Origin of the sequence: Kribbella speibonae (genome assembly GCF_004331375.1) — a bacterium.
GTDB lineage: Bacteria > Actinomycetota > Actinomycetes > Propionibacteriales > Kribbellaceae > Kribbella > Kribbella sindirgiensis.
The window spans coordinates 1519647-1535024 of sequence record NZ_SJKC01000002.1 but is presented as its reverse complement, the minus strand read 5'-3'; the positions used below and the strand labels follow the sequence as shown (position 1 = coordinate 1535024).

Here is a 15378-nt window from a genome sequence, read left to right as displayed (position 1 = left end):
AGTCCTCGGACTGGCTGTGGCAGGAGCCGCCCTCGGCGCGCTCGAACTCGGCCGGAGGGCGCCGATCGGCGTTCCGACCGAGCTGGCGATCGCGCTCAGCCTCGCAGGCCTCCTGCTCGCCGTAGGAGTCTGCGTCCGCCATGTCGTCTCGGTCAGCGCCGGAGAGCAGTTGCTCCAGGTCGCCGGCGCACGGTGGGGCACGGCTCGACGAGCCCGCCGTACGGCGTCCCGGCGCCCGGTGAGGGTCGCGCCGCCGCCCGTGCCCGGGCATCCGCCGGTCAGCCGGTCCGAGCCGGAACTCGACGTCGAGGCCGTTCGGGCCGCCGCAAAGGAGTTCCTCGAGCTCTTCCACGGCGAGGACCCGCAGGCCGGGCCGATCGAGCCCCGGATGACCGAGGTGCTGCGCGAGATCGACACCACCGGCACCTACTGGCACACGGCCGAGGAGCTGACGTTCGGTGCGCGCGTCGCGTGGCGCAACAACAAGCGGTGCATCGGCCGGCTGTACTGGCGCAGCCTGCAGGTCCGGGATCTGCGGACCGTCACCGACGCGGGCAGCGTCGCCGCACACTGCTTCGAGCATCTGCGGTCGGCGCACAACGGCGGCAAGATCCGGCCGATGATCAGCGTGTTCGCTCCCGAGACGCCGTCCCGGCCCGCTCCCCGGATCTGGAACGAGCAGTTGATCCGGTACGCCGGGTACGAGCAACCGGACGGTCGCGCGCTCGGGGATCCCCGGTACCGCACTTTCACGACCAAGCTGATCCAGCGCGGGTGGCGGCCGCCCGAGCAGCCGGGCGCCTTCGACGTACTCCCGCTCGTCGTCGAGACCGTCGAGGAGGGGCCGCGGATGTTCCAGCTGCCCGGGCAAGCGGTGCACGAGGTCCCGCTGGAGCATCCGGAGCTGGCGTGGTTCGCGGACCTGGAACTGCGCTGGCACGCGGTCCCGGTGATCAGTAACAACCGGCTGGTGATCGGCGGCGTTTCCTACCCGGCCGCACCGTTCAACGGCTGGTACATGGGCACCGAGATCGGTGCCCGCAACCTCGCCGACAGTGACCGCTACGACATGGTCCCGGAGGTCGCGGAGCGGATGGGGCTGGACACCTCGAACGAGGCGACGCTGTGGCGCGACCAGGCCCTGGTCGAGATCAACCGGGCGGTTCTGCACTCGTTCCACACGAACGGCGTCACGGTCACCGACCACCACACCGAGTCACGCCGCTTCCTCATCCACCTGGAGAAGGAAGAGCGAGCCGGCCGCGGCTGTCCCGCCGACTGGAGCTGGATCGTCCCGCCGATGTCCGGCTCCCAGACCCCCGTCTTCCACCGCTACTACGACGCCGACAACCAGGTCCCCAACTTCGTCAACGACCCCGAAGCCGCCTGCCGAGCCCTCCGAGGCGGCCCCCCGGCCTTCCCCTGAACCCACCAGCCCAACCCAGCCCAGGCGGATGGGGGTGCGGGTGGCGAAGCCCCCGCCCGCGCCCAGCGCAGCGCAGGCGCACAAAAGAAGAGGGCGAGGCCGCCTGCGCTTTCCGCAGGCACACCTCGCCCTCTCGACCGAGCGGGTGACGAGAATCGAACTCGCGTAGTCAGTTTGGAAGACTGGGGCTCTACCATTGAGCTACACCCGCGTGTCCGGACATGATTCCATATGCGGCGGTCCGACTCAAAACGGGATTGCCGGGGCCCCGGTGGCGCGAGCACTGGTTCCGGTCGACTACACTCGACCGGTCACTGCGGGGCGTAGCGTAGTGGCTAGCGCGCCTGCTTTGGGAGCAGGAGACCGCAGGTTCGAGTCCTGTCGCCCCGACAAACCCCCTGTAGCACCGCTGCAGCGCGGGCTGTCGCGCGTGCTGTGAATGTCACCGAATCAAGGAGAACCGCCACCGTGAAGAGCACCGTCGAGTCCTTGAGCCCGACCAAGGTCAAGCTCATCGTCGAGGTGCCGTTCGAGGAACTCAAGCCGAGCCTCGACGCGGCGTACAAGAGCATCGGCCAGCAGATCGTCGTGCCGGGCTTCCGCAAGGGCAAGATCCCGCCGCAGGTCATCGACCAGCGCGTCGGCCGCGGCCCGGTGCTCGAGGAGGCGATCAACGACGCGCTCCCGAAGCTCTACTCGCAGGCGGTCAGCGACAACCAGGTCAAGGCCATCGGCCGGCCCGAGGTCGACGTGACCGAGTTCAACGACAAGGAGAGCCTGCAGTTCTCCGCCGAGGTCGAGGTCCGCCCGGAGATCACCCTGCCGGACCTGGAGGGCCTGGAGGCCGAGGTCGAGGACATCGCGATCTCCGACGACGAGGTGACCGAGCAGATCGAGTCGCTGCGGCAGCGGTTCGGCTCGCTGAACCCGGTCGAGCGCGCGGTCGGCGACAACGACTTCATCACCCTGGACCTGTCGGCCAGCAAGGACGGCGAGAAGGTCGAGGAGGCGCAGGCGACCGGCCTGTCGTACCAGGTCGGCAGCGGTCAGCTGCTGGACGGCCTCGACGAGGCGGTCCTCGGCCTGAGCGCCGGCGAGAAGAAGACCTTCGTCACCCAGCTGGTCGGCGGCGCGCTCAAGGGCGAGGACGTCGACGTCGAGGTGACCGTGACCGCGGTCAAGGAGCAGGAGCTCCCGGAGTTCGACGACGAGTTCGCGCAGACCGCGTCGGAGTTCGACACCGCCGACGAGCTGAAGGCCGACGTACAGACCCGGCTGGAGCGCGGCAAGCGGCTCGAGCAGGCCGGCGAGGCGCGCGACGCGGTGCTGGAGAAGATCCTGACGCTGGTCGACGTGCCGGTCCCCGAGGGCCTGCTGACCGACGAGCTGGCCGCCCGCAAGGAGAACCTGGAGCAGCAGCTCGGGTACTCCGGGATGACCATGGAGCAGTTCCTCGAGGGTGAGGAGCAGACCCAGGACGAGTTCGACGAGGACCTGAAGAAGCGGTCCGAGGACGCGATCAAGGCGCAGTTCGTGCTGGACCTGGTGGCCGAGCAGCAGGAACTGAGCGTCAACGACCAGGAGCTGACCGAGCACATCGTCCGGCACGCGCAGCGTTCCGGCGTCAGCCCGGACCAGTTCGCGCAGCACGCGGTGGAGAACAACCTGGTCCCGAGCCTGGTGTCCGAGGTCGTCCGCGGCAAGGCGCTCGCGTACCTGGTGGAGAACGCCAAGGTCACCGATGCCTCCGGCAACACGGTCGAGCTGAAGACCCTGCAGCCGGACGGCTCGTACGCCGACCCGGAGGCCGAGGCAGCTGAGGCCACTGAGGCCGCCGAGGAGCCGGAGCCCGCGAAGGCCTGATCCGCACGTGCCACGGCCCGGACCCCCAGGTGGGGGATCCGGGCCGTAGTCGTTTTCGCCGGACGATTGCGACGCGACCGTAAGAAATGTCGCCTAGCGTGGCGGTGAAACGATTTCCAGGCGAAAGGGGCGGTGTGTGGCCGCGCTGCTGCAGGAGCCTGAGGTACGGCGGGAACCGGAGCTGCCGGAGCACCGCGAAGTACCTGACGAGGCAGCGGTCGACGAGTCCGGATCCGTGGTGCTGTGCGGCTGGTGAACGCCGCCGAATTCGCTGACAGCAGACGAGCGGTGCGCCGTGAGCGAACACCTCCGGCCCCGCCTTAGGTCTGTCGCTCTCGCCCAGTAGTGTCGGGTTCGTGAACGAGACATTTGCAGCCAGCCCCACCGCCGCGGGCGGCAACGGATCCGGCGGACAAGACGACGACATCTACCGCGAGCTGCGGAAGAACCGGATCATCTTCCTGGGGTCCGAGGTTCGTGACGACAACGCGAACGCGATCTGTGCGCAGATGCTGCTGCTGAACGCCCAGGACCCGAACGCGGACATCTGGCTGTACATCAACTCGCCGGGTGGCTCGGTGGACTCCGGCATGGCGATCTACGACACCATGCAGTGGATCTCCAACGACGTCGCCACGGTCGGGATGGGCCTGGCCGCCTCGATGGGCCAGTTCCTGCTCTGCGCCGGCGCGAAGAACAAGCGGTACGCGCTGCCGCACGCGCGGATCATGATGCACCAGCCCTCCGGCGGTATGGGCGGTACGGCGTCGGACATCAAGATCCAGGCCGAGCAGTCGCTGCACCTCAAGGCGCTGCTGTTCCGGCTGATCGCGGACCACACCGGCCAGCCGCTCGAGCAGGTCGAGAACGACGCCGACCGGGACCGCTGGTTCACCGCCGACCAGGCGAAGGAGTACGGCTTCATCGACCACGTGGTCACCAGCGCCGCCCAGCTCAGCCAGGGCAGCCCGAACTCCTGATCTCCCACTCCGTCAGTTAAGGACGCACCATGAACTACTTCATCCCGCAGTGGGAGGAGCGCACGTCGTACGGCATGCGCCGGATCGACCCGTACACGAAGCTGTTCGAGGACCGGATCATCTTCCTCGGTACGCCGATCACCGACGAGATCGCGAACGCCGTGATGGCGCAGCTGCTGTGCCTGCAGTCGATGGACTCCGACCGCGACATCAGCATCTACATCAACTCCCCGGGCGGCTCGTTCACCGCGCTGACCGCGATCTACGACACCGTCCGCTACATCAAGCCGGACGTCCAGACGGTCTGCCTCGGTCAGGCCGCCTCGGCCGCCGCGGTGCTGCTCGCCGCCGGTACGCCGGGCAAGCGGCTCGCGCTGCCGAACAGCCGGATCATCATCCACCAGCCGGCCACCGAGGGCACCTACGGCCAGTCGAGTGACATCGAGATCCAGGCGAACGAGATCCTCCGGCTCCGCGCGCTGCTGGAGACGATGATCTCCGAGGCCAGCGGCAAGGACCTCGAGGAGGTGTCCCGCGACATCGAGCGGGACAAGTTCCTCACCGCCGAGCAGGCGATCGAGTACGGCCTGATCGACGACGTCCTGCAGACTCTCAAGACCCCGGTCCCGGCCGGCGTCTGAACGGGTTCAGTTCGGGTCCGACCGATCTGACCGGTTGTCAAGAGCACAACGCGTTCGCCACCGGCGTAGTCACAACCCGGTGGCGAGCGCGGTTTTTGGGCCCCGTACGGGGTACCGTCGAAATCGGTCTGACTGCGCATAGAAGGGATCTGCCCCGGTGGCACGCATTGGTGACGGCGGTGACCTGCTCAAGTGCTCGTTCTGCGGCAAGAGTCAGAAGCAGGTCAAGAAGCTCATCGCCGGTCCCGGCGTCTATATCTGCGATGAATGCATCGATCTCTGCAACGAGATCATCGAGGAGGAGCTGAACGAAGGCTCCGAGGTCGGTCTCACCGAGCTGCCCAAGCCGCGCGAGATCTACGACTTCCTCAACGCGTACGTCGTCGGTCAGGACGTGGCCAAGAAGGCACTCGCGGTGGCGGTCTACAACCATTACAAGCGGGTCCGCGACGGTCAGGGCGCCTCCAGCGCCGGCCGGCACGCGAAGGACGAGGCCGTCGAGCTGGCCAAGTCGAACATCCTGCTGATCGGCCCGACGGGCTGCGGCAAGACGTACCTCGCGCAGACGCTCGCCCGGATGCTGAACGTCCCGTTCGCGATCGCGGACGCGACGGCGCTGACCGAGGCCGGGTACGTCGGTGAGGACGTCGAGAACATCCTGCTGAAGCTGATCCAGGCCGCGGACTACGACGTCAAGAAGGCCGAGACCGGCATCATCTACATCGACGAGGTCGACAAGATCGCCCGCAAGAGCGAGAACCCGTCGATCACCCGGGACGTCTCCGGTGAGGGCGTGCAGCAGGCGCTGCTGAAGATCCTCGAGGGGACGACGGCGAGCGTGCCCCCGCAGGGCGGCCGCAAGCACCCGCACCAGGAGTTCATCCAGATCGACACGACCAACGTGCTGTTCATCGTCGGCGGTGCGTTCGCCGGCCTGGACCACATGGTCGAGCAGCGGGTCGGCAAGAAGACCCTCGGTTTCAACACCTCGCGTGAGCCGGAGAAGCCGAAGGAGCTCGGCGGGTACGCCGACGTGATGCCGGAGGACCTGCTCAAGTTCGGTCTGATCCCCGAGTTCATCGGCCGGCTGCCGGTCATCACGACCGTCTCGCCGCTGGACCGCGAGGCGCTGATCAAGATCCTGTCCGAGCCGAAGAACGCGCTGGTCAAGCAGTACCGGCGGCTGTTCGAGATCGACAACGTCGAGCTCGAGTTCAGCGACGACGCGGTCGAGGCGATCGCCGACCAGGCGCTGCTCCGCGGCACCGGCGCCCGTGGTCTGCGGGCGATCATGGAAGAGGTTCTCCTCAACGTGATGTACGAGGTGCCGAGCCGCGAGGACGTCGCGAAGGTCGTCGTCACCGGCGAGGTCGTCCTGGAGAACGTGAACCCCACGCTGATCCCGCGCGACCAGATCGAGCGCACCAAGCGCGACCGCCGCGAGAAGAGCGCCTGACAAACAGTTTCCAGGAGGAGGCCGGGTCCGCCGTACGGCGGGTTCCCGGCCTCCTTCTCGTGGTGGACGCGACCTGAGGACCGGCCCGCCTACGGTCGGTGCCATGACGCCCAGAAGAATCCTTCGAAGACTGTCTGTCGCCGGCGTGGCCCTGGTACTGCTGACTCCGATGACTTCTGCCGTAGCTCAGCCCAAGGCTGGGATTGCGTGGGGGAGCTGCGGATCGGATCCGAAGCTGAAACCGTTCCAGTGCGCGACGGTCGAGGTCCCCACCGACTACGACAACCCGCACGGACCGACCACGACGATCGCGCTGACCCGGCTGCCCGCATCGGATCCCGCCCACAAGATCGGGACGTTGTTCACCAACCCCGGCGGACCGGGTGGCTCCGGTGTCGACTTCGTCCAGCAACTCGGCCAGGCCGCCTACACCCCGGACGTACGGGCGAAGTTCGACATCCTCGGCTTCGATCCCCGCGGGGTCGGAAAGTCGGACCCGGCGACCTGCTACCCGACCGCCGCGGAGGAGGCAGCCGCACTGGCCGGAATGCCGGCGTTCCCGGTGACGCCGAAGGAGGAGTGGCAGTTCGTTGTGACGAGCGCGAAGATCGCCGCGAGCTGCCGGACCACCTCGCCCGACCGGCTCAAGCACTACTCGACCGCGAACGTGGCCCGGGACATGGACCTGCTCCGGCAGGCCGTCGGTGACGAGAAGCTGACCTACATCGGCTACTCGTACGGCACCTACCTCGGCGCGACGTACGCCAAGCTGTTCCCGAAGAACGTGCGGGCGCTGGTCCTGGACGGCACACTCAGCCCGGAGTGGTACTCGGGCTCGAACGGTGACTCCGATCCGGTCGGCGTACGGCTGAAGCAGGGCGAGGGTGCCGCTGACACCTACAGCCAGTTCCTCGCCGAATGCACGAAGGCCGGCTCGAACTGCGTGCTGAACAAGCTCGGCGACCCGAAGACCGTCGTCGAGAACACACTGGAGCGGCTGAAGACGCATCCGGTGGACATCCCGTTGCCGGACGGGTCGAGTGTGAAGGTGACGTATGCGGTCGCGGTTGCCGTCATGTTCACCAGCCTCTACGATCCCGCCGGCTATCCCGACCTCGCCCAGTTGCTGGCTCAACTGGCGACCTCGATCCGTGCCAAGGCGGCGGTTGCTGCTCCGAAGGCGCTGGTCGAGTGGAACCGTCGTAAGGAGGACTACGCCACCTCGATCGGCACCGTCCTGCAGCCGTGTGTCGAGGCTCGGCAGTCCGGTCGACCCCTGGCCTACCCGGCGTACGCCGACGCCGCGGACCAGCGGGCGCCGCACTTCGGCCGCTACCGCGCGTGGGTGGGACTGCAGTGTGAGTTCATGGGACTGCGCGACAACGACGCCTTCCGCGGACCGTGGCAGAACAAGGTGCAGCAGCCGGTCCTGGTGTTCGGCACCCGCCACGACCCGGCCACGCCGTACGAGGCGACGCGGCCGTACGCCGACCTGTACCCGGATGCTCGGATGGTGACCGTCGAGGGCTACGGGCACACCACGCTCGGCAAGAGCACCTGCGCCGACGCGATGATCACCGATTACCTGATCCGGCTGAAGGCTCCGGCCGACGGCTCGAGTTGCGCGCAGGACCGCAAACCCTTCGATCCGTTGCCTACAGGGAAGAAAGCACTGACTCCGCTGCCGCAATAGTCTCGTCGATCTGGTCCGCGGTGTGCTCGGTGGACAGGAACCACAATCCTCGCGGGACGATGCTGATCCCGGCAGCGAACAGCCCCGCGTGGAAACGAGCCATCGCGGCCCGGTCGCAGGCAGCGAACGTGCGGTAGTCCGTGACGGCGGCCTGGTCCGTGATGTACGTCTGGAACACCGGACCGGGCCCGTCCACGAGCAGCGGTACGCCGTGCTTCGCGGCGGCCGCGCGCAGACCGTCCATCAGCCGTTTGCCCGCCGCGTTCAGTGGTGGGTACACGTCGGCGCGGTGCTCGTCGAGATGACGCAGTACCGCGTCGGCGGCGGCCATCCCGACCGGATGCGAGTTGAACGTGCCGGCGTGTGCGACCTTGCCGTCCGCGATCGTCCCCATCACCTCGGCCGAGCCGACCAGGGCCGACACCTGCATGCCGCCGGCCATCGCCTTCCCGAACGCGGCCAGATCGGGTACGACGCCCAGCAGCTCACCCGCCCCGCCCGGAGCGACCCGGAACCCGGTGATGATCTCGTCGAAGATCAGCAACGACCCGTGCTGTTGCGTGAGCTCCCGGAGCCCTTCGAGGTAGCCGGGCGCCGGTGTGATGCAGCCCGTGTTGCAGAGCAGTGGCTCGAGGATGACGGCGGCGATGTCGTCAGTCATGATCTCTTCGACGGCCTGAAGGTCGTTGTAGGGCAGGACGATCAGGTCATCCGCGTCGTGCCGCGGCTGGCCCGCCGTACCGCCGACAGCGGTCGGGTGCCGGGCGTCGCCGGCCAGTGCGAGGTCGGGGTGCACGCTGTAGAGGACCGGGTCGAGCCAGCCGTGGTAGTTGCCCTCGAACTTCACGATCTTCGGTCGTCCGGTGTGGCCGCGGGCGAGCCGGATCGCGCCGTGTACTGCCTCCGAGCCGACGCTGTTGAAGCGGACCAGTTCCGCGGCGGGCACCATGCTGCACAGGCGTTCGGCGACCTGTGCTTCCAGTTCGTGCTGGGCGGCGTACGCGACACCCCGGCGTACCTGGTCGGAGACTGCGTCGGCGACCAGTGGCGCGGCGTGGCCGAGCAGGTTCGGGCCTTGGCCGAGCACGTAGTCCAGGTACCGGTTGCCGTCGACGTCCCACAGCTCGGCGCCGCTGGCGTGGTCCACGAACAGCGGCCGGTCCGCTCGGCGGGCGTCGCTGGAGACACCGCCTGCGATCACCTGTCGGGCACGCGCGTACAGGCGGTCTGCGTGGTCGTGACGGCGAGTCTGCACAGGCTTCTCCAAAGAGGTTTAGTCGAGCTTCTCGGTGAGCAAGCGGAACTGCTGGCGCGGACGGCCGCCGGCGGTCGAGCGAGCCGGCGGCAGCGGCCAGGCGAGTCCTGCCTCGACCAGTTCCTTCAGCATCCGGCGTCCGGTCCGCTGGGTGACCTGCATGATCGCGGCGACGCTCTCGACGTCCACGACCACCTGCCGGCCCGGAGCCGGACTCATGGCAGAGGCGATCGACGTGACGATCTCGAACGCCCGCTGGTCAGTCGTCGAGGTGGCGTCGACCAGTGCCGCCTGACTGGTCGGCTGGCCCGGCTCAAGGTCCACCCGGTCGCTGCTGCCGTCCAGATACACCGCAACCTTGCCGCCTGCGGCTACAGACTCCTCAACGGCCATCAGAGCGTTTGCCTCGGCAGCACGGGCGGTCTGGCCGGTTCCCGCACCAACAGCAACCGGAACGCCTAGCTGTGCGGTCAGCGAGCCCAAGAACGGTGCGAGGGCGAATTGCTCAGTCAGCCGCAGCAGAGCGCCGTACGTCGTGGTGACCAGGAAGAGCGTGTCGGACCGGCGCGTGACGGACGCACCGACCTGGCGGGCCTCGGACAGCAGCTTCTGGTGCGTCGACAAGGCCAACTCCTGCTGCCAGTAGTCACCCGACTCAGCACCCGAGGGAATGACCTGTACCGCGATCATCGCGAGCTGATGCGCCCCCATCCGGGTGCCCTGGCCGAGCAGTACGGCGGTCTCCAGCGCATCTCGCACACTCGACCGCGTCGGCGCGATCCGCAGCACCGGTACGCCGTCCGCGCGCAGCTCACGCTCCACGGACAGGATCGTGGTCAACGCGACCGTGGTGTGCTGGCGCTCCCACTTCTCCCGGTGGAACGCAGCGAAACCCGCAACGGACTCGGGGCCTACGTACGGGACGTCGTACACCTGCGTGGTGTCCAGGCCGATCTCGCTGTACGCCTCGGAGACGTCGGCGAGGGAGAGCGAGTCGATGCTGACCCGGGTCAGGTCGACGTCCTTGATCGTCAGCGAGGCCCGCAGCAGGGCGGCGTACAGCGCGGCGCCGGTCAGCGGCAGGTGCGTGGACGGGACGGTGAGCCAGTGGCCGGTCGTCGCCAGGTCGAACGCCCACGGGCCGGGGAACACCGCTGCGTCGATCCGGTCCCGCAGCCGCAGGTAGCGCTCCTCGGCCTCGGACAGGTCGTCGTACCCGCCGGTGAGGAAGCGGATGCCGTTCACGGACCGCTCCGCGACCTCCTGGCCGACCTCCGACATCGTCTTGACCAGCCGGCGCGGCCCGAACAGCCCGACGGTCACGGACGGCAGCCGCTCGCCGGAGACCTGCTCGGCCTGCTGTGCTTCCTCAGTCATTGGTCAACCCCTTGTTCTCCGGGGAGCGGCCGCCACCGGAACAGCTTGCGGGCGTTCCCGCTGAGAACATCTTGGCGTTGACTCTCCGTCAGCGGTGCACAGACCACCCGGCCGAGCGACATCCGCTGGTCGATGAAGGGGAAGTCGGAACCGAACAGCACCCGGCCACTGCCCACCTGGTCGACCATCGCGCGGATCAGCGGCCCGGTCATCTGCGAGCCGCACACCTCCAGCCAGAGCGAGTCGTACCGGCGGGCTGCCTCGATCGCCTCGTCCACCCCGGCCGGTGTGATCCCGGCGTGCCCGAGGACGATCGACGTCCCCGGGTAACGCTCCGCGACCGTCTGGAACAGCACCGGCGCGTCGTACGGCGACAGGTGCTCGGAGTGACTGAGGACGGGACAGCCGGTCGACTCGGCGAACTCCCAGACCGGGGCGTACCGCGCGCCGGTGACCGGGTAGCGGTGCAGGCTCGGATGCACCTTGATACCCACGAACCGTTCGTCGCCCGCGAGCCGCTCGAGTTCGCGCTCCGGCTCCTGCCACGGGTTGATGACCGCGTACGCCGCGATCCGGTCCGGGTACGCGTCGACCGCGGCGAGCGACTGTGAGTTGCCCAGGTGCGCGTCCTGCTGGATCGCACGATTCGCGGACAGCACGGTGACGTCGGTGCCGGTCCGGTCCATCACCGCGACCATCGTCGCGGCGTCCGGCTCGGGGATGAAGAACAGCGAGTACGGGCCGAGGTGCGCGTGCACGTCGACGATCCGATGCTGCGGCCGGCGCCCGATCATGCGCGGACTCCTTGGAGCAGCCGGCGAGCGTTCTCCGCGCCGACCAGGCGGACCGTCGCGTCGTCGAGGCCGGACCACGCGAGCCGGACGACGCTCTCGCCGGGATCGCGGACCCCGAGACCGGTCGCGAACAGCAACCGGTCGGCGAGGCCGTTCGCGGCGAGCCACTCCACGCCCTGGTGCGCGGCAAAGTCGACGAGATCGACGAAGACATTGGGGTGGCCAACGAGCGCGGCCCAGAGCTCGCGAAGCTTCCGGTAGCCGAGGTTCGACACGATGATCGGCAACTCCGGGTAGCGGGTGGCCATCGAGGTCAGGTCCGGCCAGGCGAGTTCCGCGGAGTCGACGCACAACGGCAGACGGTTGGTCTGGAGTGCGTCGTACAGCTCGTCGAGCAGAGCGGGGGAGTAGCCGTGCGACGCCGGGTGGATGCGGAAAGCCGCCACGCCGTCGTCCATCGCGCGATCGACGAGGTCCGTCAGCGATTCGAGCTCACCGGACGTCGCGGGGACCGCGGTCCAGCACGCCAGTACGCCGCGATCGGCCAGGTCGTGCGCGATCGCGGAGGCTTCCGCGTTGCCGCCGATCGGGTCGTGCAGCCACGACGCCATCGCGCTGACCAGTGCGCCGGACAGCGCGTACCGGTCGAGATGCGCGGCGATCGCGTCTCGGTCGGTGGCAGAGACCAGCGCGGCAGGATGCGCGCCGGTGACGATCCGCGCGTCGAACCATCCACCCGTCACGTCACTCATAGCGAACCCCGTCAACAGTCCACGCCCCGGCGTACGGCAGCGTCAAGTGCGCCCACTCGTTCTCGATCGTCGCGTCGACCGGCATCCCATTGAGCCGGATCTCGCCGCGGGCGCGAATCCACAGCCCGCAGCGTCCCTCGCACGTGATCTTGAAGTGGAGCCTGTCGCCGGTGGGCCTGGCCAGTACGGCGACGTCGGCGGTCGCCCGGAGGAGGCCCGGCAGCGTCCGCACCCGCCACCCGGTTGCCCAGGACAACTGACCGTCGACGGTCCGTGTCCACGTGGACTGCCCGATGCGGTCGACCGTCTCGCCGAGGGCGACCACCAGCTCACCATCGACCCGCTCCACCGACGCAGTGGGAGGTTCACTCCCTTCGTGCGGTACGAGCGCCGTCGTGAAGTCGCCGGTCGACCGCGTGACCGTGAGCGAATGCAGCGGCCCGTACTCGGCCGCCCGACGCTCCAGCACCGGATGACGAGCCACACCCTCGGTCAGCTCGACGGCAGCAGCCTCACCGGCGTCGATCAGCAACAAGCCCGGTCCATCGGGCGCGGAGGCGTCGTACGCGAGCGGCCCGACCTCACGCCACGGATGCAGCGCATGCCAGTGAGCACGAAAGGTGTGTGCTCCTGGCGCGTGGTCGGTGACGACGACATACGACGGGCTCTCGCGGACCAGTGCGATCGTTCGGGTCTGCTCGACACCGTTGCCGTGGTGACGGCCGGAGAAGACTGCGAGCACGTCGGTGTCCACGAGCGGGTCGACGACCACACCACGGTCCGTCGACAGCTCCTGGTCATCCACGAGGACCGTGTTGTGGCCGCGGCCCGACTGGAACCACGTCAGGTACCCAGGGTCGTCGTAGCTCGGCGGACCGCCTGCCTCCCACAGCAGCGGCTGCTGCCACCCGTCCAGCACCAGGTCCAGTACGGCGCGATGTGAGTGCGACTCCAACTCGTGCTCGACATGCGGGCCGTGGTTGATCACCGCACGCAGCTCAGCGCTCCGCAGGATCGTGTACCCCGACTCCGGTAGCACAGTGGCCTGCGGCAACGGAGGAACCGCACCCGGCGACAACCAGGTCTGCGGCCCAGCAGGGAACGTCGCTACCTCAGCAGCGAGCTCCGACGGCGACATCCACTGCGCTGCGACTCGCGCGAACACAGGGTCGTTCAGCAGGTAGCTGCCGCGCAGCAACGACACTGCGGGCCACTCGATCCCACTGTCCTGCAGATGTGGCAGCCAGCCGCCCGACGACACCAGCTCGCACATCCACGTGTGCATCGCCGCAAAACGCGGATGCGCCGCCACAGCCGGGTCGATCCGCGCTGCGGTCTGCAGAGCTGTCAGCACCATTCGGTGGTATCCGGGGGAGCGTTCGTAGTGCCCACCGTCCGGATAGATGTCCAGCAGCAGGTGCTCCTCGATCCGCTGCCGCGCACGCTCCGCCCACGCCTCAGACTCCACAAGAGACGGCAGTACGGCGCTGAGATGCAGCAGCTCGGTTGCGCACACCAGTTGCCAGTTCCCGTGCCGGAAGACGTCATGCTCGTCGTACGACCAGCGGGCGCCGCCGACGAGTGTCGCGACCAGGTGGCCCCACGTGCGGTCGGAGAGCGGCGAAGAGGTCAGTACTTCGAGTGTTGGCAGCAGACTGCGGCAGCGGGCCCACGTGCCGAGCGAGTACCAGATGACATCGAGCCCCGGCCACTCACCGGTCACGGAGTCGCGTTGCTCGACCCACTGATCCAGGTGCTGCTCGAACGCCTGCAAGTAGCGCTCGTCACCAGTCAACAACCACGCCTGCACTCCAGGCGCGAGCCAGCCGAGGTAGTGGAACCCGTACAGCTGCGACCGCCCGAGTCCCTGTCCGGTGACATCCACACCTTCGAGAAGCGGAGCAGCAGCTGTCAGCACGGCGGCCGGTGTGGACCGAGTCGCCTCCGCCCACTCCGGCAACGGCCAGGCCGGACGCTTCAGCTGCTCACCTACGAACGAGCGGAGTCCTGCCAGATCGCCGGCAGGTGAGCCGAACGCCTTGAGCAGGTCGTCCGTCCCGATCCGATTGATCCGCCCGTCGATGTGCCGCGGCTTCTCAATGCTCATGCATCGGCCAGCATCGAGACGTCAACGGGCTGGCGCGTCTCGATCGACAAGTGTGCGGCCTCCAGTACGGCGGTGACGTTGCGGCTGCTCTCGATCGTGATCAGCGGTTCCCGGCCGGTACGGCAGCAGTCGACCCAGTGCGCGATCGCGTCGGCGTACGCACCGGACGGGACGCCGTGCATGACCCGCTGCAGCATGTTCCGCGGGTAGCTGTAGCCGTCCGGCTTGGCCAGTACGACGTTCTCCCGCTGCCGGTCCAGCTGCACCACCCCGTTGTCCGCGACCACCGCGACGTACGAGTCGACCGTCGTCGGGAACGTGTTCGGGTAGATCCACGCGGACTCGAACGTCGCGACCGCGCCCCGCGAGTACTCCGCCTGGATCTGGATCGCGTCCGGCGTCTCGATCCCGAGCGACCGGAGTTTGCCCCAGCGCGCGGTCGCGTAGACCCGGCGGACCTGGTCGCGGAGCAGCCAGGACACCAGGTCGATGTCGTGGCTGGACAGGAACCAGGCGCAGGTCGTGCGATCGGCCCAGGACAGCATCTCGGTCGGCACGAAGATCGTGTCGTCCTTGCGGGCGTACGCGACCGCGACGTCGCCGAGGTCCGCGAGCAGCTCGTGGGCCTGGGCGTAGGCCGGCACCCACCGGTGGTTGAACAGGCACATCGCGATCACGCCGTTCTCGCGGATCGCCTTCACCGCGGCGTCGGCCTCCGCGACCGACGTGGTCATCGGCTTCTCCACCAGGATGTGCTTCCCGGCCTCCGCGGCGCGGACCATCATCTCGCCGTGGACGTCGTCGGGCGTGGTCAGCACGACCGCGTCCACCGCGTCGTCGGCCAGCAGGGCGTCGAGACCGGGATGGATCGCCGGCCGCGGCGCGCCCCGCTCGGCGATCTCGTCCGCGAGCCGCGCGGCCGCGTCCGCCGAGCGGCTGGTCACCGCCGTGATCTCGGCGTCGGACCGGCCGGACAACGACAGCGCGTTGCCCCGCCCCATGATCCCGGCGCCGACGATTCCGATCCGCAGCAC

General features: G+C 68.4%; 12 protein-coding genes and 2 tRNA genes. 7 read left to right on the top strand and 7 right to left on the bottom strand.

Going from position 1 to position 15378, the window contains the following annotated elements; genetic code table 11:
• The first annotated feature begins 16 nt into the window (after window positions 1–16).
• Window positions 17–1426, top strand: coding sequence for a nitric oxide synthase oxygenase (locus E0H92_RS20525; RefSeq protein WP_238173503.1), 1410 nt, complete (start codon window positions 17–19; stop codon window positions 1424–1426).
• 140 nt (window positions 1427–1566) lie between these two features.
• On the opposite strand, the gene E0H92_RS20520 is transcribed toward E0H92_RS20525, so the two are convergent.
• Window positions 1567–1637 (bottom strand) — tRNA-Gly (locus E0H92_RS20520).
• 106 nt (window positions 1638–1743) lie between these two features.
• Here E0H92_RS20520 and E0H92_RS20515 point away from each other — a divergent pair.
• The 6 genes from E0H92_RS20515 to E0H92_RS20490 all read left to right on the top strand — a co-directional run bounded on the left by E0H92_RS20515 (window position 1744) and on the right by E0H92_RS20490 (window position 8059).
• A tRNA-Pro gene (locus tag E0H92_RS20515) sits at window positions 1744–1816 on the top strand.
• 78 nt (window positions 1817–1894) lie between these two features.
• On the top strand, window positions 1895–3289 hold the full coding sequence (gene tig, locus E0H92_RS20510; RefSeq protein ID WP_131459347.1) for a trigger factor: 1395 nt from the start codon (window positions 1895–1897) through the stop codon (window positions 3287–3289).
• A 356-nt stretch (window positions 3290–3645) separates the two neighbouring features.
• A complete protein-coding gene (locus E0H92_RS20505; RefSeq protein ID WP_131290275.1) occupies window positions 3646–4269 on the top strand; it encodes a ClpP family protease in 624 nt (207 codons plus the stop codon).
• Between the two features lie 29 nt (window positions 4270–4298).
• Window positions 4299–4910 carry an ATP-dependent Clp protease proteolytic subunit gene (locus tag E0H92_RS20500; RefSeq protein WP_131343331.1) on the top strand — a complete coding sequence of 204 codons (612 nt, stop codon included), beginning with the start codon at window positions 4299–4301 and terminating at the stop codon, window positions 4908–4910.
• A 157-nt stretch (window positions 4911–5067) separates the two neighbouring features.
• Window positions 5068–6366 (top strand): ATP-dependent Clp protease ATP-binding subunit ClpX, encoded by a 1299-nt coding sequence (gene clpX / locus E0H92_RS20495; RefSeq protein ID WP_131459346.1) that lies wholly within the window; start codon window positions 5068–5070, stop codon window positions 6364–6366.
• 169 nt (window positions 6367–6535) lie between these two features.
• Window positions 6536–8059, top strand: a complete 1524-nt coding sequence (locus E0H92_RS20490) for an alpha/beta hydrolase (protein WP_165549851.1) — start codon at window positions 6536–6538, stop codon at window positions 8057–8059.
• On the opposite strand, the gene E0H92_RS20485 is transcribed toward E0H92_RS20490, so the two are convergent.
• Genes E0H92_RS20485 through E0H92_RS20460 form a run of 6 tightly spaced genes read right to left on the bottom strand, consistent with a single transcriptional unit; the run spans window position 8022 to window position 15378 of the window.
• Window positions 8022–9314, bottom strand: coding sequence for an aspartate aminotransferase family protein (locus tag E0H92_RS20485; RefSeq protein WP_165549850.1), 1293 nt, complete (start codon window positions 9312–9314; stop codon window positions 8022–8024). The genes E0H92_RS20490 and E0H92_RS20485 overlap by 38 nt on opposite strands.
• An 18-nt stretch (window positions 9315–9332) precedes the next feature.
• Window positions 9333–10691, bottom strand: coding sequence for a hypothetical protein (locus E0H92_RS20480; protein ID WP_131497316.1), 1359 nt, complete (start codon window positions 10689–10691; stop codon window positions 9333–9335).
• A complete protein-coding gene (locus tag E0H92_RS20475) occupies window positions 10688–11485 on the bottom strand; it encodes an amidohydrolase family protein (protein WP_131497315.1) in 798 nt (265 codons plus the stop codon). The genes E0H92_RS20480 and E0H92_RS20475 overlap by 4 nt, the downstream gene beginning before the upstream one ends.
• Window positions 11482–12237, bottom strand: a complete 756-nt coding sequence (locus E0H92_RS20470; protein ID WP_131497314.1) for an amidohydrolase family protein — start codon at window positions 12235–12237, stop codon at window positions 11482–11484. Before E0H92_RS20470 ends, E0H92_RS20475 begins: the two co-directional genes overlap by 4 nt.
• A complete protein-coding gene (locus E0H92_RS20465) occupies window positions 12230–14344 on the bottom strand; it encodes a heparinase II/III family protein (protein WP_131497313.1) in 2115 nt (704 codons plus the stop codon). Before E0H92_RS20465 ends, E0H92_RS20470 begins: the two co-directional genes overlap by 8 nt.
• Entirely contained in the window at window positions 14341–15378 is a 1038-nt protein-coding gene (locus tag E0H92_RS20460; RefSeq protein WP_238173502.1) for a Gfo/Idh/MocA family protein, read from the bottom strand. The genes E0H92_RS20465 and E0H92_RS20460 overlap by 4 nt, the downstream gene beginning before the upstream one ends.

Bases quoted from the DNA above. Each gene is read 5' to 3' on its own strand.
- E0H92_RS20500 (WP_131343331.1), top strand. From the start codon at position 4,299: ATGAACTACTTCATCCCGCAGTGGGAGGAGCGCACGTCGTACGGCATG.
- E0H92_RS20470 (WP_131497314.1), bottom strand. From the start codon at position 12,237: ATGAGTGACGTGACGGGTGGATGGTTCGACGCGCGGATCGTCACCGGC.
- E0H92_RS20480 (WP_131497316.1), bottom strand. From the start codon at position 10,691: ATGACTGAGGAAGCACAGCAGGCCGAGCAGGTCTCCGGCGAGCGGCTG.
- E0H92_RS20475 (WP_131497315.1), bottom strand. From the start codon at position 11,485: ATGATCGGGCGCCGGCCGCAGCATCGGATCGTCGACGTGCACGCGCAC.
- E0H92_RS20465 (WP_131497313.1), bottom strand. From the start codon at position 14,344: ATGAGCATTGAGAAGCCGCGGCACATCGACGGGCGGATCAATCGGATC.
- E0H92_RS20490 (WP_165549851.1), top strand. From the start codon at position 6,536: ATGACTTCTGCCGTAGCTCAGCCCAAGGCTGGGATTGCGTGGGGGAGC.